Source organism: Liquorilactobacillus mali, from assembly GCF_001437155.1.
Classification (GTDB): domain Bacteria; phylum Bacillota; class Bacilli; order Lactobacillales; family Lactobacillaceae; genus Liquorilactobacillus; species Liquorilactobacillus mali_A.
This window is the reverse complement of record NZ_JQAR01000017.1, coordinates 28662-47080: the sequence shown is the minus strand read 5'-3', so window position 1 is coordinate 47080 and position 18419 is coordinate 28662. Positions and strand designations below refer to the sequence as shown.

Annotated in this window: 24 protein-coding genes; all 24 read right to left on the bottom strand. The window is 34.4% G+C overall.

The window, feature by feature from the left end; translation table 11 throughout:
• Window positions 1-215: 215 nt before the first annotated feature.
• The 24 genes from IV36_RS08075 to IV36_RS07970 all read right to left on the bottom strand — a co-directional run bounded on the left by IV36_RS08075 (window position 216) and on the right by IV36_RS07970 (window position 18327).
• Window positions 216-509, bottom strand: a complete 294-nt coding sequence (locus IV36_RS08075) for a DUF4176 domain-containing protein (RefSeq protein ID WP_056991632.1) — start codon at window positions 507-509, stop codon at window positions 216-218.
• Window positions 502-699 (bottom strand): hypothetical protein, encoded by a 198-nt coding sequence (locus IV36_RS08070; protein ID WP_056991631.1) that lies wholly within the window; start codon window positions 697-699, stop codon window positions 502-504. The genes IV36_RS08075 and IV36_RS08070 overlap by 8 nt, the downstream gene beginning before the upstream one ends.
• 115 nt (window positions 700-814) lie before the next feature.
• Window positions 815-1252, bottom strand: coding sequence for a hypothetical protein (locus IV36_RS08065; RefSeq protein WP_156648646.1), 438 nt, complete (start codon window positions 1250-1252; stop codon window positions 815-817).
• Window positions 1221-1409, bottom strand: coding sequence for a hypothetical protein (locus IV36_RS08060; RefSeq protein WP_056991629.1), 189 nt, complete (start codon window positions 1407-1409; stop codon window positions 1221-1223). The genes IV36_RS08065 and IV36_RS08060 overlap by 32 nt, the downstream gene beginning before the upstream one ends.
• A 179-nt stretch (window positions 1410-1588) precedes the next feature.
• The gene (locus IV36_RS12055; RefSeq protein ID WP_156648645.1) at window positions 1589-1744 is read right to left on the bottom strand and encodes a hypothetical protein; all 156 of its coding nucleotides are present in this window, start codon (window positions 1742-1744) and stop codon (window positions 1589-1591) included.
• Window positions 1745-1750: 6 nt separating this feature from the next.
• A complete protein-coding gene (locus IV36_RS08055; RefSeq protein ID WP_156648644.1) occupies window positions 1751-2233 on the bottom strand; it encodes a hypothetical protein in 483 nt (160 codons plus the stop codon).
• Window positions 2191-2931 carry a T7SS effector LXG polymorphic toxin gene (locus IV36_RS08050; RefSeq protein WP_056991627.1) on the bottom strand — a complete coding sequence of 247 codons (741 nt, stop codon included), beginning with the start codon at window positions 2929-2931 and terminating at the stop codon, window positions 2191-2193. The genes IV36_RS08055 and IV36_RS08050 overlap by 43 nt, the downstream gene beginning before the upstream one ends.
• On the bottom strand, window positions 2921-3103 hold the full coding sequence (locus IV36_RS12050; RefSeq protein ID WP_235810282.1) for a hypothetical protein: 183 nt from the start codon (window positions 3101-3103) through the stop codon (window positions 2921-2923). The genes IV36_RS08050 and IV36_RS12050 overlap by 11 nt, the downstream gene beginning before the upstream one ends.
• 17 nt (window positions 3104-3120) lie before the next feature.
• Window positions 3121-3342 (bottom strand): hypothetical protein, encoded by a 222-nt coding sequence (locus IV36_RS08045; protein ID WP_056991626.1) that lies wholly within the window; start codon window positions 3340-3342, stop codon window positions 3121-3123.
• Between the two features lie 788 nt (window positions 3343-4130).
• Entirely contained in the window at window positions 4131-8678 is a 4548-nt protein-coding gene (locus tag IV36_RS08040; RefSeq protein ID WP_056991625.1) for a hypothetical protein, read from the bottom strand.
• 294 nt (window positions 8679-8972) lie between these two features.
• A complete protein-coding gene (locus IV36_RS08035; RefSeq protein ID WP_056991624.1) occupies window positions 8973-9200 on the bottom strand; it encodes a hypothetical protein in 228 nt (75 codons plus the stop codon).
• 975 nt (window positions 9201-10175) lie between these two features.
• A complete protein-coding gene (rpsI, locus tag IV36_RS08030; RefSeq protein WP_003689359.1) occupies window positions 10176-10568 on the bottom strand; it encodes a 30S ribosomal protein S9 in 393 nt (130 codons plus the stop codon).
• A 12-nt stretch (window positions 10569-10580) separates the two neighbouring features.
• Window positions 10581-11024, bottom strand: a complete 444-nt coding sequence (gene rplM, locus IV36_RS08025) for a 50S ribosomal protein L13 (RefSeq protein WP_056991623.1) — start codon at window positions 11022-11024, stop codon at window positions 10581-10583.
• 126 nt (window positions 11025-11150) lie between these two features.
• Window positions 11151-11918 (bottom strand): tRNA pseudouridine(38-40) synthase TruA, encoded by a 768-nt coding sequence (truA, locus tag IV36_RS08020; RefSeq protein ID WP_056991622.1) that lies wholly within the window; start codon window positions 11916-11918, stop codon window positions 11151-11153.
• Between the two features lie 24 nt (window positions 11919-11942).
• The gene (locus tag IV36_RS08015; RefSeq protein ID WP_056991621.1) at window positions 11943-12740 is read right to left on the bottom strand and encodes an energy-coupling factor transporter transmembrane component T family protein; all 798 of its coding nucleotides are present in this window, start codon (window positions 12738-12740) and stop codon (window positions 11943-11945) included.
• The gene (locus IV36_RS08010) at window positions 12733-13608 is read right to left on the bottom strand and encodes an energy-coupling factor ABC transporter ATP-binding protein (protein ID WP_056991634.1); all 876 of its coding nucleotides are present in this window, start codon (window positions 13606-13608) and stop codon (window positions 12733-12735) included. The genes IV36_RS08015 and IV36_RS08010 overlap by 8 nt, the downstream gene beginning before the upstream one ends.
• Window positions 13584-14417 (bottom strand): energy-coupling factor ABC transporter ATP-binding protein, encoded by an 834-nt coding sequence (locus tag IV36_RS08005; RefSeq protein ID WP_056991620.1) that lies wholly within the window; start codon window positions 14415-14417, stop codon window positions 13584-13586. Before IV36_RS08005 ends, IV36_RS08010 begins: the two co-directional genes overlap by 25 nt.
• 462 nt (window positions 14418-14879) lie before the next feature.
• Window positions 14880-15263: a 50S ribosomal protein L17 gene (rplQ, locus tag IV36_RS08000; RefSeq protein ID WP_056991619.1), complete on the bottom strand. Its 384-nt coding sequence runs from the start codon at window positions 15261-15263 to the stop codon at window positions 14880-14882.
• A 25-nt stretch (window positions 15264-15288) separates the two neighbouring features.
• Window positions 15289-16233 (bottom strand): DNA-directed RNA polymerase subunit alpha, encoded by a 945-nt coding sequence (locus IV36_RS07995; RefSeq protein WP_056991618.1) that lies wholly within the window; start codon window positions 16231-16233, stop codon window positions 15289-15291.
• An 85-nt stretch (window positions 16234-16318) separates the two neighbouring features.
• The gene (rpsK, locus tag IV36_RS07990; protein ID WP_003689375.1) at window positions 16319-16708 is read right to left on the bottom strand and encodes a 30S ribosomal protein S11; all 390 of its coding nucleotides are present in this window, start codon (window positions 16706-16708) and stop codon (window positions 16319-16321) included.
• A gap of 25 nt (window positions 16709-16733) precedes the next feature.
• On the bottom strand, window positions 16734-17099 hold the full coding sequence (gene rpsM, locus IV36_RS07985) for a 30S ribosomal protein S13 (protein ID WP_056991617.1): 366 nt from the start codon (window positions 17097-17099) through the stop codon (window positions 16734-16736).
• Between the two features lie 25 nt (window positions 17100-17124).
• Window positions 17125-17238, bottom strand: a complete 114-nt coding sequence (gene rpmJ / locus IV36_RS07980; protein ID WP_003689393.1) for a 50S ribosomal protein L36 — start codon at window positions 17236-17238, stop codon at window positions 17125-17127.
• A 34-nt stretch (window positions 17239-17272) separates the two neighbouring features.
• Window positions 17273-17491, bottom strand: a complete 219-nt coding sequence (gene infA, locus IV36_RS07975) for a translation initiation factor IF-1 (RefSeq protein ID WP_003689399.1) — start codon at window positions 17489-17491, stop codon at window positions 17273-17275.
• Window positions 17492-17673: 182 nt separating this feature from the next.
• Window positions 17674-18327: an adenylate kinase gene (locus IV36_RS07970; protein WP_056991633.1), complete on the bottom strand. Its 654-nt coding sequence runs from the start codon at window positions 18325-18327 to the stop codon at window positions 17674-17676.
• Between the last annotated feature and the right edge of the window lie 92 nt (window positions 18328-18419).

Below are 18419 nucleotides of genomic sequence, written 5' to 3'. Positions count from 1 at the left end.
GGTTTAATTTTACAGGGGAAAGGTATTCCCATTTACACAAACTTCTTGACACTCCCAGAAAAGTTATTATGATTAATTCCACATCAAAAACAGAATGTAAAAACAAACTATTAACCATATTATTTGTATTTATTGATTATGGTGAAATTTATTCGACTTACTCTATATGTAACGGACAGGGACTAAATAATATTGATAACACAGAATTTCTTAATCTATGCCCGCAACTTTTTGATTTCCAATCCAGCTTTCCATTTCTTATAAACCTTCATATAGTGTTCCTCTTTCTCATCTACAAAGCCTTTAAAAACAACTTGATCAATATTTTCATGATTGAAATAAATTGTATCTTTGGGATTGATTCCCTTAGGGTAACCAACTCCAACATAGTCGGTATAAACTGTTTCTCCATCTGATTCGAAAACAGCTCCTCGGCCGACAACCATTAACTTGGCTGTCCCCTCTTCTAAATATACAACACTGCCTAATGGTAATAATTCTTCATTCATGTGAATCCCTCTTTCTTTTATTTGCTTTTTTATTCAATCTTCTAGCTTTTCGTTTCCCGTACCATTCTTCATCTGAGAAATGTAAGGATTCCCTGAATTGTTCATCATACTTTGCAAAATAGTAAGTACTGGCGGTTTGTCTGAATACCATTTTGATAAAAATAACCACTGCAATCGACCAAACTAACACACCTCACCCATATATTAAGCTGTACAAGGATGCATCAAGCGGATGTCCTATCTTAAAAAGATATTGATTTAACACGATTACGACGAACATGCTTAAGAGGACACACCGAAGAGCTTTAGGACCCCGGTTCTTTTGCTGAACTCTCACTACTCACACCGTATAGTTCACTTTTTAAGCTATCTACACTTCCCCTAAATGCAGAAAAAATAAAGTAACATGCTAATAGGGACTGTAATATAAATCCGATTGGTCCAAATCCACCTAAGGTAAGTCCAAAACAAAACGGAATTGAAGCAGTATACAGAAGTAATATAAACGATACCACGGTAAGTGTTCCAAAAAATAACTGTCTTGCAAAACTTTTCTTGGGAAATATCAACAAAAAAGATATTAACATGTAAATACCCCAAACAAATAGTTCAATTGGCTTAATGAATATTCCAATTAGTCCAATCGCCTTAGCGGTATCTAATGAGATATAGTTAACATCTGAGGCTGTAAGACTAGAGGATGTAAAACCCTCAGCCATACCTATTCCAATTGCATAACTCATTATCCCAAAAAACTAATAACACCGCGCTACCAAATAATCTCTTAGAAAGTTTTAATGATGAACCGACTCCAATATTAAATGCATATCTATATATATTTTTCTTGGTTAATATCTTACCAATTTCTCCATAAGATGCTTTTAATAAATTTTTACTCATAACTTATGCTCCTTAGATTATTTGAGCCCTTGAAACTCCTCCAACTTTTAGAGAAAATTTACCAAAGATTCTCAATTTATCCCAACCCTTATCTAAATTATCTTCGAAGCCATTGTATATTTCATCTTTAAGTTTGGGCTTAACTATACCCAAACCAACAGCTGCACCCCAAGGACCAGCTAGTGCTGCACCAGCCAGTGCGCTCCCTCAATCGGACCAGCACTCTTCATTTGTTCAACTCCTGCATGAATTACCGATTTACCAGGATTCTTGTAGCTTTGGCTGCCTTTATCATTATATACTTGATAGGTACTAACTCCTGCGTCAATTGCCATTCCCGCTCAGCCTGCTTTAATGGCTAGCTTGCCTAAAGGCTTTATGATTTTTAATTTAGATCCATTTTCAATAGCGGCTTTAAAAACTGATTTTGCTGGCTTCTCCACACAGAAAGTTACCGTATCCACTTTTTTGACTATTTTGCCAAACTTACTTTCTTCATTGAAATGTAGCTTATGATTCAAGCGATTGAGGTTATGTCTAAAGCTGCCATCCATTTTTGGGGTCAATCCTTTATACTTTGTTCCACGCAGATACTTCTTAACATCTCGCCAATCTTGTTGTAAGTATTCAATTGTTTTGGTTCCATGTTTACCATAAATTCCCTTTGCTCCCGGTTTACCGCCAAGTTTCTTATCAAACTTTGCTATTTCTCGAATTAATGATACAGTATTACTACCACGCTCCTTAAGCATAAGGAAATTTTGGACATCATTTGCCCAGTTCACAAAGCCACTGACACTTGCGAACTTGAATATTGTTGCCAAATATACTTGTCCTGATAATACGTCTTAAGATATTTGTTCTCAGCATTCTTCTCTGCAAGCAATTCTTTGGCAACTTGCTTCTTAAAGCTAGCATTCTTATAAAGTCCTGTCGCCGCTGTCGCTGTATAGTCAATCTTTCCAACCGAATTCAATTGCGTTAATTGGTTATTTTGTTGTGCAAGTAACTCGGTCACACGCGAACTGTTTTTGCGTGCATTGAAATCCGCCATCCACGTTCTAGTATTCGTTAAAACCTTTTTGGCTTTCGCTAGTTGTTCTGTGAATCTGGAACTGCCGACATTTGATACCGCAACTAGGTCGTCAATTGAAGCATAAACTTGCTTTGTTCGTGATGCAATTTCAGTGAAATTATTAGCTATACCACTGAGTTTTTCTTCAAGTCGAGTAAGTTCATCTGTATCAATTACAGCAGTCATACTATTTTCTTTAACAATCCCTTTAAATGCTTCGTATTGATTATTAAATTCCTGGCTGATATAAAAGGCGGCCATTTTATACTCTGTCAACAAAGGTATCTGATGGTTGACAATTTTATTTTTAATTGCTGTCTTAACTTTTCCTGATAAGGCTTCAGAGTCAGCTACTTCTCGTAAATAATCTAATTCTGATTCTATATGACTGCGAGAACTCTCCAGCGTCTGCCTTGCCTCAATCACTTCTAGGACATCAATCCTCATATGACCATCTCCCATCTTGATTAGTATACATAATAGATATTTGCTTCTTCGCCACTAGTTCATGTTTTAGTACTTGATTAACAAATTGTTTTTCTTCATCATTTGTCAAACCAGCAGAAACTACACGTTTAACTAACATATTATTAATCAACAGCGGCGTTACATCCACCATCAACCCAAAAGGCCAAACTAATCAATATAATTTTTGTCATCTTTTGACAGGATTCTATGTGCATGCAGCAACACCAACAATTCTGGTCGTTTATTTTTAAACAACCCTTTAATCTCACCTGGAAGTCTTTCTTGGTCTAACTCAACGACTGAGCCTAACGGGTAAACTTCGCTGAAAATTAGATCAATAAGGCCCATATATCGTTGAAATTGATTTTCAGTCAGTAAATATTGTATCAAAAAATATATTTTATCTCGGTATCCTATATTATTCCAAATAAATAAGTTTTATAAATCAAATTCTCCGTTTAATTTAACTTCGCTTTACTCATAGTAAAGCATTCACTATATTCATAATTTTAAATTAGTACTCAAATTTTATGGCTTTGTACTCCCTTAAAAAATTAATGCTTTAATTTTTTGATTATGAATCTATTTGTTTCCACAATCTGCTGGCTTTATTCCATCATTTTTTTAAGTGTACTTAAAAATTACCAATGAAGCATCTAAAATAAGTTTTAATCATGTACATAAATAAATTATATCAATAGTATATAGAGACAAATATAATCTAACAACGTTACTTTCCAACATAAATCCGATCGATGGCATTCTTGCAAAAAATAGAAAAACACTCCCTGATAAAATTCAAGAAATGTTTACAGACATGTAAATCAAGAAGTTCAAAAAAGCTATCAAACATCTAGATAATTATCAACAAAAACAAGTTGAGAAAATAGTCGTAACCAATCTTATAACCAAAATAAAAAAACACCTTCCCAAAAATGGAAAGTGCTTGAAATCATTGATATACCAACGATTAATGTTTTGAAAATTGTGAAGCCTTATGAACTTGCTTAAGACCTAGTTCTGTGACAGAGATTTTTAAAAAGTTAGAAAACCCTTTAATAGCAATAGATCGAGTGACTTCTCAACAGGTACAGTCTTAATGGATTTCACCAAATTTTAAGACCTTCGTACCTAAATACGCACTCAAAAAATATGCGTGAATCAGAACAATATTTTAACTATCTTTCCATTATTTTTTGACTCAAACTCCTAATAGAACCAATTTGTTTCTCAAACATTAAATCCCAAAGATTAAGACATTCCTCTGCTACTATTTTCATTTCATCTAATGATGAACTGGAAGTTTCATCGTATAATCCGATTATTAATTTAGAGATTTCATCGTCAATACCCCAAACATAGTTATTAATATTACTATTTTCTATTATTTGATAACTTATTGAGAGAACAATATCTTTATAATCAATTATTGATTTTGATTCTTGTTCCAGATAATGTACAAAACCACGTACCGTTCTACCATTCATATTTGAGTCCATTATTTCAAGCAAAAATTCTTTATCTCGATTCAAATCAATACGATTATTATGGAAAAGAGACGAGAATGGTACTTCTAAATCTAATTCACTATTTTTAAAATTTAAAATTATTTCTTTTGCAATATTATTAAATCCATCCTTATTAAAATAAAGATTTGCCATTTCAAGAATGCACTTAGCTTGCTCTTTACTCATAATATCAATATTGTCTAATATATTTTCAAATTCATTGTGAAGAATATACATTTCACAAAGACAATATGACCCCATTTTAATAATATCTTTATCTTCTGATTCATAGCAACCCATAATAATTGATAATACTCGTTCACGATATTTAGGATATAAATAAAATAGCATATCTTTTGTTCCAGAAAAGCCAGCAAATTTACAATCTTGTTCATATAAATCCAAAATTTGGGCTGACGCCCAATCTCTATCAATATTATAGGATGGCCATAGAGCATATAAAGATGCCAATTTCACTGCTGGATTTTGATCGGAGACTAATGATTCGATTGCTGTTTTAAATGAACCAAATAAAGTCTTATGATCCCACAACAATCTCCCTATAGTTTGAGCAGCTGAACCTCTTACACAATTAATTGAATTGCTTTGTAGCATATTAAAACTTTTCATTTCTTTATCATCATAAGTAGTTACATTTACTTTACCAACTTCAGGATTTCTATGATTAATTGCTATATCCACAATAATATCTATGATACTTGAAGACCAGACATTATTACTTTTTTTACTTATAATCTCACAAATATCATTTGCCCTATATGAGGTATAATCATATGAAAAGGTTAAAATCGGTTTTTCTAAAAGCTCAACCGATACCTCTTCAATATTCCCACTAGAAGCAACTCCACTAAACAATGCATCGATATACTCAACAAAAATTCCTTCCTTATGATGAATAACCAACTCTATGAATCTCTTAGGATCTTCTGATACTACACTTCTAAAACTACTAGAAAATCCGTTAATAGAGTTGTCTACAAAATCATCATTCCAAAATGAGCGATCACGACCCTTAATCTTTTTATTTTTTAAAATTTCTAACCACTGTTTCTCACCAAGTTTTTTCCCAGAAATTGGAGATACTACACTACCTGATTGAATTCCATGCTGTGTATAATAATTTGTACCATCAGGAAATTTTCGCTTTAAAACCTTAACCATATCAATAGCTTGATTACTCATACGATTAGTGGGTAAAACCTCTAAAAGTTCTTTTTGTAAGTCTCCGTAAAAACTCCAATAAACTCGTACACCATTTTCTTCTTTATTATATTCAATTCTTCTTTTATAACGCTTTTTCGCATTTGAAGGTAAATACTTCAAAATTTTATTCTCTAATTTACTAAAAACTTCTTGATTACAATGCTTAGCATGTTTAACTAATACTTTTTTAGCAAGTGATAACTTATTCTTGCTTCCATCTGTTAATACAAAGATATTATCATCAAAGTTCTGAATTAAGTATTCTATTACCGGATCACTATATGATTTGGGTAAATGCACAAATCCATCTAAAAGAATTTCATTAAATAAATAAAATCCCTGTCCCATAAATTTTTGATAATATTTCCAAAATATTGAGGGATCAGAAGAAATAATATTTGCATTTGCTTTTTTTACAATCTGCATACAGGATCTTTCTAACCCATTGTTATGCTCATAAAAACCAGACCATTCATTGATAGTTAATGCTCCATCTTTTTGGGCTGGAATATATGGAACCATTAAATCAATAATTTCTATTCCATTACTTATACTTATTTCAGACACACTATCCAAAAATTTTTCTTCATATCTGTAGATACTTTTCCCATGCTTACTAAGCTTATTTTTAAGAAAAAATTCCAATATTCTTATAGTTCTCATTTCGGTATTTTTCATCATTTTTCCTATATCAATATAAGCTTCCGATTTTTCTGGATATTTTTCATAGAATTTCATTCTCAATTCAAATAATTCGTCTGTGTCTTTATTCAAATCATATGGAAAACATCTTACAAATCTATTGTCATCTTCTTCGGATTTAAAAGTATTCTTTTTAATAAATAACACTTCTTGTGAACTATATTTTGGAGATATACTTTCTAATAAGTTAAATACATTCTCTTTTCTTTTAGAATCTTTAAACCATTTATCCAAAATCCCCTCTTTTTGCAACAACCTAACATACTGGGGCTTATTCATAAAAACGCTTCTAGTAAAATGTTCTTCATATAATTTATTTTCACATTTATCAAGAATAAACCTTTGTATATTTTCATCTAAAAATTCTACTTGATTCAATACTTCTAAAAAAACAAATTTTATAAAATATCTGATTTTGTCAGTTTCAAAAATTTTTTGCCCTACTTCTAAAAAATCCCCACTATCATATTCCAACAGCATTTCTAAAAACATTTGAATTTGATATCTCTTGCTTGGAGTCTGTTTATCCTTAGGTCCAATTAGGTCTATTATACTCTCTCCATCAAAATATCTTTTTACTAATTCCTCGGCAAGAAAGCAATCTAAAATAGATTGATGGGCAAAAGCTACTTTATTACCTTGAATAACAAAAAAAGAATTTGATGCTAAAAAGTCTATATATGATTTACTTATATTAAGTGCTTTTAAAGGGAAATATATTCTACCATTTTTTTCTAACCAACTTACTATATCTAACTTTATTTTATTTAATTCTATTTCATCAAGCCCTGAAATAGAGCACTTTTCAGATATTTGCTTCCACCATTCTGATACTAAGTTACTAGTAGAAGAACATTCGGCATAATTATTTCTAGGATCTAACTGCTTCCATATATAAAGATTGCTGGGTATCTTTAATACTTCCTTCAACTTATTTGTTATTTGATTATACCTTTCTCCAATAATAGGACGAACAATTTCCTCGCTTAAATCATTAATTTGTATTTTATTCCATTTAATTGAATTAACTCCCACATCTGACTCTCTAAATAATAAATTAATGTTATTATCATTATCCAAATCGTAGGTGCGACAAACAAAAACAATAGAAATATTGTGCTTTCTTTCAGAATTTAATTTCATCACTTGGTCTATAATTTGTTCACATACTAGTAATGGCTCTCTAGAATGAGCCTGTGTCCACCGTAACGCATCCAACTGATCTAAAATAATAACAGCATGTTTATTTTTTGAAATACTATGCATGCAATGTGCAATAGATGCGGGTAAACCTATCTCTTTCCCCCAATTTTCAGCAGTTCCTTTAGGAATTCGCTTGTCTAATTTAATTGCTAAATATGGTATCTCTTTATCTTGACAATAATTTATAATATCTACTGTACAGCCACTTTTCCCACGACCAGCTCTTCCATGTATTATAATAGATTCTCCTGCATCTATCTTTCCTCTACATAGCGAAAATTCCTCTCTAATAATCAATTTGTCATCAATTTTTGAGAACCCTTTTTCATATTCCTTATTTAATTCATTGATTCTAGGTAGTATTCGCTTATCCGCAGTCAAATTTCTTAATTGTATTTTTTTACTTTCAAGAAATGAATATATATTAGAATAGTTAATTTCTTTCCCTAAAATATCACCTTCAACTACCCAAGAAATGAATAAATCATATATTTCTTCTTCGTTTCCTATTAAAAGATAGCTAATTTTATCTAATATGTTTCCCTTTAAACTAGCATCTGGAGTTTGTCGATAATAAATTCTATTTAAATAAAGAATACATCTAGCTAGTTCTGACTCTATATTTTTATTTATAGACATTGCTTCACAAAAGTTATTAAAAAATTTAATGAACTCTTTACTAGAAGTTAGTATTTGTCCTCTATAAAAATCATTTAGGTTATTTCCTGTAGTTTTTGCTCTTTCAATCAAATCTTCTAATTGAGTAAAAGCTAAAGGGGAAACTAAAGAAACCTTATTCAATCTATCTCTATCTAAATGATATTTCCAATTGGCAAATATTCCTTTTGCATTAACACTGCCATAATCCCAATACTCCTTACTTCCATTTCTACCTTTACATTGTTGTCCTTCCTTAGTACCATCTTTATTCCCTACCCATATATCAATGCCTCTTTCATCTTCCCCAAGAGCTTCTAAAATAACATATTCAATTTTCTCTTCTAAAATTTGTAACAATTGATAAACTACCCATCTTATTTCAAATCTATTACCATTCTTGTCTGCTCTTCCACCTTTTTCATACGGCATACAGTAACTCACCCTCAATATAATTTATAGTAATTTTCCATCATAATACAATTAGTATTTCTAATTCGCAATCTTCACTCGCATAAACAAAAGTCAAATAGTTAGGAACCTTCCTATTTCTTGTCTATATTTAGATATATCTTACCTTATTCTGTGAGTTATATCACATTATTAAGGTCCAACAAATAATGCACCATAAATTTATCTTAAATAAGTACTTCAAATTTTTGAAGTACTCCCATTTGCCATTAATACTTATTTCACGAGTATTTCCGTTTTTAGTGATTGATCAATTTAAAAATCACTATCATATTTGTTTGCCTTATGCTCTTTAAATTCGTGTACAAACCCATACTTGTCTTTGTGCTTACGGTAAACATAAAAACTAAATCTAACTCCTTGCAGATCAAGAAAATAATCATCTTTAGAATGATACGCCCATTTCATGACTTTACGGTTATCACTTTCCCATTTGCGACTATTTTCTTTCAACATTCTGCTTTCTTTATTAACAATTTTCATTTTTTATCTTTACTAGTTGCTAAAATTCGCTTTTTTTCAGTCCATTAAGTGGATTGTTTCGAAATATACCCCTACTATTAGTAGACATATCGCTAGGCCTACCTTTTTTATATTCATTATCGCATTTCTTCATTACGAATTAGTTACCACGCTTGAGATACCACTAATGATCAGCAAGTCTAAAAGCTTATCAAAAAAATCATTTAAAAACTGCAAAACGTGATGAAGATAAATATCTTAGTGATACTAAACTGCTTGCTTGATTTCAGGGTGTTCAAGAAGACTTAGATAATGAATTACTTTCATATCAAAACTACATGTTATTTTAGACGACCTTCTTCTTATCTGATCGAAAATCGAAAACGTACACCTTACAATGAAAGCATGTTAACTTTAGCAATAAGACGATCTATCTCACTCATGCGCTAGACAAATTTGGTAACGTTAAAAATACAAAGGAAAGTAAAAATACGCAATTTCTACTACCAGATCATTTAGAAAGAATGCTTATCGAATGGAAGAAACACCAGAAAGATAAGCTTGCAAAACTAAATATCACACAAACGCAGGAACTGTTAGTGTTTACCTATTGTGATTGCCATGGTAATTTAAATCAACGACTTCATACGGGGTTATTTAAATTATCGGATGAAATCTACCATCCACCATCGTTATTCTAATTTAAAGCCTTGGTCATCGCATAAATTATGTCATACAACATCAACTCTAGCAAAAAAGACACGATATGTCTCTTGAAAAAATATAAGAAGTACTAACACATTCATATCTTGGAACAACCCGTATTTATGTTAATGTTAATGTCAACAATGTTGTCACATTGACTCTAGCCAACTTTGCTTATGACAATTTAAATAAAATAGACATGGGGATTCGGTGGGGACTTTGGGTAGGGATTTTTACAAAAAAAGACACCCACAAAAAGTGGATGCCTTGTAAACATTGATATATATAATATTAACGTTTTGAAAATTGTGAAGCCTTACGAGCTTTCTTAAGACCTGGCTTCTTACGTTCTTTCATACGTGCATCACGAGTCAAGAGACCAGCACGTTTGAGGACGCCGCGGAAATCAGGATCTACTTCAAGCAATGCACGTGCAATACCATGACGTGTTGCACCAGCTTGACCAGAGAAGCCGCCACCATCAACGTTAACAAGAACATCATATGAATCCTTTGTTTCTGTAACGTCAAATGGTTGAACCATAACTTCGCGTAAGTTTGCAAATGGAACATATTCTTCTGCAGGCTTGCCGTTCATAACAATCTTACCTGTACCTGGTACTAAACGTACACGAGCAACAGAATTCTTGCGACGGCCAGTGCCTTTATATTGTACTTGAGCCAATTAAGTTTCCTCCTAGATTAAGTTTGTGATATCCAATACTTCTGGTTGTTGAGCTTCATGCTTGTGATCTGCACCACGGTAAACATGTAACTTCTTAGCTTGAGCTTTACCAAGTGTACCCTTTGGAAGCATTCCTTTGATGGATAAAGCAATTAACTTCTCAGGATCTTTTTCACGGTAATCACCAGCTGTACGGCTCTTCAAACCACCTGGATGGTCTGTATGATGATAATAAATCTTTCTTGTTGCTTTACGACCTGTCAAAGCAACTTTTTCTGCATTGATAACAATAACAAAATCACCTGTATCAACATTTGGTGTGAATACTGGTTTATTTTTACCACGTAAGATAGAAGCAACAGTTGAAGAAAGACGTCCCAAAGGAACATCAGTTGCATCCACTACGTACCATTTACGTTCTATTTCGCCTGGTTTTGCAATATATGTTGTACGCACGTTTATTTCCTCCATTTACATATGCTTGTTTGACACAAAATAAGTTTCCGGGGCCTACTGTGGGGCAAACAATACCAAATATTATGATACTTTTTTTTGAGTCCAAAGTCAATTAAAACTAGTTACTTATTTATTATTTTCTATATCATAATATACTTTTTTTAAATAAAGCCCGCTTGCTGGTGCAGTTGCACGACATTCATTGCGATCTTTAACTTCATACAGGCGTAGAAAATCATGTACTGGCCGCTTACCATTTCCTATTTCGAGAAGCGCTGCAACCATGATTCGTACTTGATTGTATAAAAAGCCATTACCATAAAATTCAAAAATTATTTCATTATTTTCAAGATCTTCCCTAACAGTTGCATCATAGATAGTTCGCACATGACTCTTAGTTTGACTACCGGATGCCACAAAACTTGAGTAATCATGTGTTCCAATTACATCCGGAATTGCTTCCCTAATTAATTCAATATTTAATGGATACTTGTAATGTCCTGTATAAAACCTCTTGAAAGGATCAACGAAACGTCCGCGACTTACCCGATACATATAGCGTTTGCCATGTGCTGTAAAACGTGCATGAAATTCTTTCGAAACAATTTTTGCATCCACTACTTGCATATCAAGTGGCAGCATACTATTCAATCCATTCACAATTCCTTGTGCAGGTATATCATTCTCAAGATCAAAATGAACAATTTGACCAAATGCATGTACACCAGCATCTGTTCTTCCTGAACCGAAAATATGCACAAATTCTTTTGCCGTACTCATCTTATTGACTGCTTTTTCTAAAACATCTTGCACAGTCCGTTGATTTGGCTGACTCTGAAATCCCGCAAAGTTTGTTCCATCATACGCCAGCGTTATCATATACCTCTTTGACATCTAATTCCCCACATTCATTCATAATTACCAATGGCGCAAGAACAACAAGATAATCAGTACCGCCACAAAGACAGCACATCCTACTGTGTCACCTGTCTGCCAATAATGTACGCGATACTTAGTTCTTCCTTCACCGCCACGATATCCCCGAGCTTCCATTGCAGTTGCCAAATCCTCAGCACGATTGAATGAACTAACAAATAATGGAACAAGTAGTGGGACAACTGCCTTTATCTGCTGCATAATACTTCCTTCACCAAAGTTCACCCCTCGTGAACGCTGTGCATTCATAATTTTCGCTGTCTCATCCATCAGCGTCGGCACGAATCTTAAAGCAATTGACAGCATCAAAGAAATCTCATAGACTGGAACCTTGATTTTCTTCAAAGGCATCATTAGCTTCTCAAGTGCATCCGCAATTTCAAGAGGTGCCGTTGTTAATGTTAATAGCGTTGACATAAAAATGATTAGTACAAATCTGCAGAAAACATATGCCCCATTGATCAAACCGTAATAAGATAAGTTAAACGGTCCCCATCTCCAAAAGACAGTTCCTCCACTACTAAAAAAAATCTGTAATAGGACCGTAAACAATATTAACCAAATTAATGGACGAACACCCTTAATAAAAAAGGCAAAGTTTACCTTGGCAGCTAAAATACTTCCGATTGTTAAAGCAAATAACAGAGCATACGACTGCCAATTATTTGCTAAAAAGATAATAACAATAAAGAAAAAGCTCAATATTAGTTTTGCTCTAGGATCCATACGGTGCACAATTGAATCACCAGGAACATACCTTCCCAATAACACTTTACCCATGGTGCACACCACCCCCATGTAATAAAGATGCAATTTGTTGAGCTAAAGAAACTTCCGTCAGCGGTAAAGTTGAAAACTTATATCCGGTCTTCTTTTCAAACTCCAACGCAAATTCACCCGCCTTAGGCAATGCAAGGTGATGCTCGACAAGCCAATTGGGTTGCGCAAAAATCTCACTGGGAGTTCCACTAGCAATCAGTTTACCCTTTTCCAATACAATTACGTTATCAGCATACTTGGCAACATCATCCATTTGATGGGTAACCAAAACAACTGTTAAGTTTTGTTCTTCCTTTAACCTCTTGAACATTTCCATCATTTCAAGTCTTCCTTGTGGATCAAGTCCAGCTGTCGGTTCATCCAGTACCAAGATCTCAGGCTCCATCGCAAGAATACCAGCAATTGCAACACGCCTCATCTGACCACCTGATAATTCAAATGGTGATTTAGATAACAATTCGTCATCTAATCCGACTTGTTGAGCCATTCTGCGAGCTATTGTCTCAGCTTCTTCTTCACTTTTACCAAAATTTTTCGGAGCAAATGCAATATCTTTAATTACTGTTTCCTCAAATAACTGTGCCTCAGGAAATTGAAATACAATCCCAACATGTTTGCGAAGTTCACCTAATTGCTTGTTTTTAGTTTCGGGTGTAATTGCTTGTTTACCAACTTGAATTACACCGCTTGTAGGGCGCAACAATCCATTTAAATGTTGCAAAAAAGTAGATTTTCCACTTCCAGTATGTCCAATTAATGCAGTATAACTCCCAGTGGGAATTTCAACTGATATATTTTCAAGTGCTTGCTGCTCAAAAGGTGTATTTGGCTGATACATATAATTTACTGCTTTGAAAATAATTGCCATAGCCAATCAACCATTCCTTCTTTTGTAAGATATTCATCAGGTACTTCGATTCCTTGCTTTACAAGTTCTTCCTTTAATTTCTCAGAAAAAGGTGGTTCAAGCCCAATCTTAACTAGGCTTGCTCCATGTGAAAAAATTTTTGCAGGAATATCATCTTGAACAATTTTGCCGTCATCCAGCACAACCACCCTCTGTGCATTAGATGCTTCATCGATATCATGCGTAATTGATATAACAGTCAAGTGTTCTACTTGATTCAATTCACGAATAATCTCCAAGACAGCTTGACGTCCTTCAGGATCAAGCATGCTTGTAGCCTCATCAAGAATGATAATTTCAGGCTTTAAAGCAATTATTCCAGCCAATGCAACTCGCTGCTTCTGACCACCTGATAATCTAACAGGTTCATGATCAGCAAATTCCCACATTTTAACACGTTCAAGTGCTTGTCTTACTCTAATTAACATTTCTTTACGTGGAATTGCTGCATTCTCTAGTCCAAAAGCAACATCATCTTCGACATTAGCTCCAACAAATTGATTATCAGGATTCTGGAAAACCATACCAATCTTGCTGCGTACATCCCAAACTGACTCAGGTGTCAGTTTTATTCCACTTACCGTAATTTCACCACTTTCAGGAGCCAGCAAGCCATCTATTAGTCGTACTAATGTGCTCTTTCCGCTCCCATTATGACCAATAATTGCAAGCCATTCACCCTTTTTTATTTTTAAATTAAAATTATTGAAATTTTGTACTTCTTGTTGCGGATATTTAAAAGTAAGGTTTTTAATTTCAACTATATCCACTGTTTTTTACTCTCCTCAACTAGAATTTTATAACATTATCATACCATATTCAGCCTATTAAAGAAGAGGTGAATTACAACATTTAGTTGCGTAAAGCAAAAGTTACTTCTATGTAAAAATCAAAATAATATCATTTATATTACAGCATTACAGCGTCTTAACTCGTAAAATTCAACTTCTATTAAAAAAGAGGCCAAGCCAAAGTTTAATTATGACCTGCTCCTCTATTTGTTCCAGATAAATGTGTTCCATAAGCCAACTTTTCCCACATAACTCTGAATCTTATTGTTTTATGTCAAACTCCGAAATAAGGTTTTAAAGTTTTTTTACTTTAAAGCAAAAAAAATCACTTTTTATAACGAAGGTTTCCCAATTAAGGTACTTAGGACTAGACTAGGAACTACCCATCATCGTAACGCCCAGTTATCGTTATAAAAGTGACAAAATGATAGCTATTTCAAACTAGTCAACTAATTCAAGAACAACCATTTTTGCTGCATCTCCACGACGTTCATCCATCTTGAGGATACGTGTGTAACCACCATTGCGTTCTTCAAAACGTGGTGCCAACTCTGAGAAAAGCTTTTGTAATGCTGATTGAACAACAACATTATCACCATCTTCTTTAACGTCAGCAACAACATTCATCAAAAATGCGGCAGCACGACGACGAGAAGCCAAGTCGCCCTTCTTACCTAATGAAATCATCTTTTCAGCTGATTTACGAACTTCTTTAGCACGTGCATCAGTTGTCACGATTTTTTCGTTAACGAGCAAGTCAGTCGTCAAGTTACGCAACATAGCTCTACGATGTTCACTTGTTCGTCCTAATTTACGGTAACCCATGAAGTATTCCCTCCCTTAATAAAGATTAGTCATCATGACGTAATGATAAACCCAAATCAACAAGTTTATTCTTAACTTCTTCTAATGACTTACGTCCAAGATTGCGGACCTTCATCATATCAGCTTCAGACTTATTAGTTAATTCTTGAACTGTGTTTATTCCAGCACGCTTCAAGCAATTATAAGAACGAACTGACAAATCAAGCTCTTCAATCGTCATCTCAAGCATCTTTTCCTTATGTGTCTCTTCTTTTTCAACCATGATTTCAGCATTCTTAGCCTCATCAGTAAGATCAACAAATAAAGTCAAATGTTCTGTTAAAATTTTCGCAGACAAGCTGATTGCTTCGCTTGGAGTAACAGCACCGTTAGTCCAAACATCAAGTGTCAACTTATCAAAATCATCTCTTTGACCAACACGTGCTTTCTCTACTTGATAGTTTACACGTTCGATCGGGGTATAAATTGAGTCAATCGGTAACACACCAATTGGCATATCATCAGCCCTGGCCTTGTTATCATCAGCAGAAACATAGCCACGGCCAGTGTTAGCAGTCATCCGAACATGAAATGATGCTCCTTCGGCAACTGTACAAATGTACAGGTCAGGGTTAAGAACCTCGACATCACTACTTCCCTGGATATCACCCGCTGTTACTTCAATTGGACCAGCAACATTGATTTCCAATGTTTGGTTTTCTTCCGAGTCAATGCGCAAAGCAACTTTTTTAAGATTCAAAATGATTTGTGTTACATCCTCAAGGACACCCTTGATAGTCGAGAACTCATGCAAAACACCATCAATTTGAATATCAGTAATTGCTGCACCAGGAAGTGATGAAAGCAAAATACGACGAAGTGAATTACCTAAAGTAGTACCATAGCCACGTTCAAGTGGTTCAACAACAAATTTACCATAATCAAGATTTTCTTCTATTTTATGAATTTTTGGTTTTTCAAATTCAATCATTCTTATCTTTACCCCTTTCAAAACACGACGTGTAATCTGGCGAAAACATTATGAAGATTTACCTCAAAATGAATACGAAACCACATTAAACACGACGGCGTTTTGGAGGACGACATCCATTATGAGGAACTGGAGTCACATCGCGAATTGACGTAACCTCAAGACCAGTCGTTTGTAAAGCACGAATAGCGGCTTCACGACCAGAACCAGGGCCTTTAACTGCAACTTCAACACTCTTCATACCATGTTCCATTGAACCCTTTGCTGCAGCTTCTGCAGCCATTTGAGCAGCAAATGGAGTTGACTTACGGCTACCCCTGAAACCAAGAGCACCTGCAGAAGACCAAGCAATAGCATTGCCATGAACATCTGTAATCATAACAAGTGTATTATTAAATGTTGAATGAATATGTGCCACGCCGACTTCAATATTCTTCTTTACTCGACGCTTACGCGAACTTTTCTTAACTGCCATGAAATAGCTAACCTCCTTTAATTAATTATTTCTTTCTACCAGCAATTGATGCAGCTGGGCCTTTACGTGTACGTGCATTATTCTTCGTGTTTTGTCCACGAACTGGTAAATGACGACGATGACGTAAGCCTCGGTATGATCCAATTTCTGATAAACGCTTGATATCTAAGCTGACCTCACGACGAAGATCACCTTCGACCTTATACTTATCAGCAACAGCACGAATCTTATCTTCTTGATCAGAAGTCAAGTCGCGTACGCGAACATCTTCAGACACATCTGCCTCTGCTAAGATTTTTTGTGCTGTAGTATTACCGATTCCATAAATGTAAGTTAAGCCGATTACGATACGCTTGTCACGTGGTAAATCGACACCTGCAATACGAGCCATAACAATTACACCTCCTAATTTTTAATTATCCTTGACGTTGTTTGTGCTTTGGATTTGAGCAAATTACCATAACACGACCCTTGCGCTTAATTACTTTACAGTGTTCACACATTGGTTTTACTGATGGTCTTACCTTCATGAATTATACCTCCCAAATGTATTTGAAGTACAATCTATTTAAAGCGATAGGTAATGCGGCCCTTAGTCAAATCGTAAGGGGACATTTCGACAGTTACCTTATCACCAGGTAAAATGCGAATATAATGCATTCTGATTTTTCCTGATACATGAGCTAATATCTCGTGTCCATTTTCGAGCTCGACCTTGAACATCGCATTGGGTAACGTTTCTTTGATTGTACCCTCAATTTCAATCACATCATCTTTCGCCACGCAAAAGTACCTCCTTAAATGGTTTTAAAACTTTACACGCAAAACGGTAACTCCTTAAAACCAAGGAGTAACTCTTCTACGCAAGCTAATCCATCCAAATGGACAGACTAATCCTATTGAAAAGATAAACCTGGAACAGTATATCATTTCAAAGAACTATATGCAAGCAATTTCAGCAATTGCTACTTTATTTTTTCTAAAATATCCTTGATATCATCAAATACTTTGCCGATTTCTTGATTACCATCAACTTCATGTAACAAACCTTTTTCTTCATAGAATGCTAATAGTGGTGTATTCATCTTTATATTAACATCCAAGCGATTCTTAACAGTTTCTGGTTTATCATCTTCGCGCTGATAGAAGTTATGACCACCACAGCGATCACAAGTTCCTGCAACTTTTGTTGGATTAAAGACCTTATGATACGTTGCTCCACAATCACGGCAAATAAATCTTCCAGTTAATCTTTCTAATAATGAAGCTGGGTCAACATGAATATTAATAACACCGACCAATGATTTTGATAACTCAGTTCCCATTTCATCCAGAGCCTCTGCTTGAGCCATGTTTCTGGGAAAACCATCAAGTAGAAATCCTTTATCTGTATCGGATTTGCTCAAACGTTCCTTGACAATTCCATTTGTAACTTCATCTGGAACAAGCTCACCCTTATCAATAAAGGACTTTGCCTTTAAGCCCATCGGTGTTTCATTTTTTATAGCAGCTCGGAAAATATCACCGGTTGAAATATGCGGAATATTAAATTCATCGACAATTCTTTCAGCCTGTGTTCCTTTCCCTGCCCCAGGCAATCCCATCAACATTAAGTTCATTCCTGTCATTGTTCAATAACCTCCATAGAATGTGTAATTAGTTTTAAATGAAAAAGCTGGCCCCACTAAAGCGAAGCCGAACTCTCTCTCAT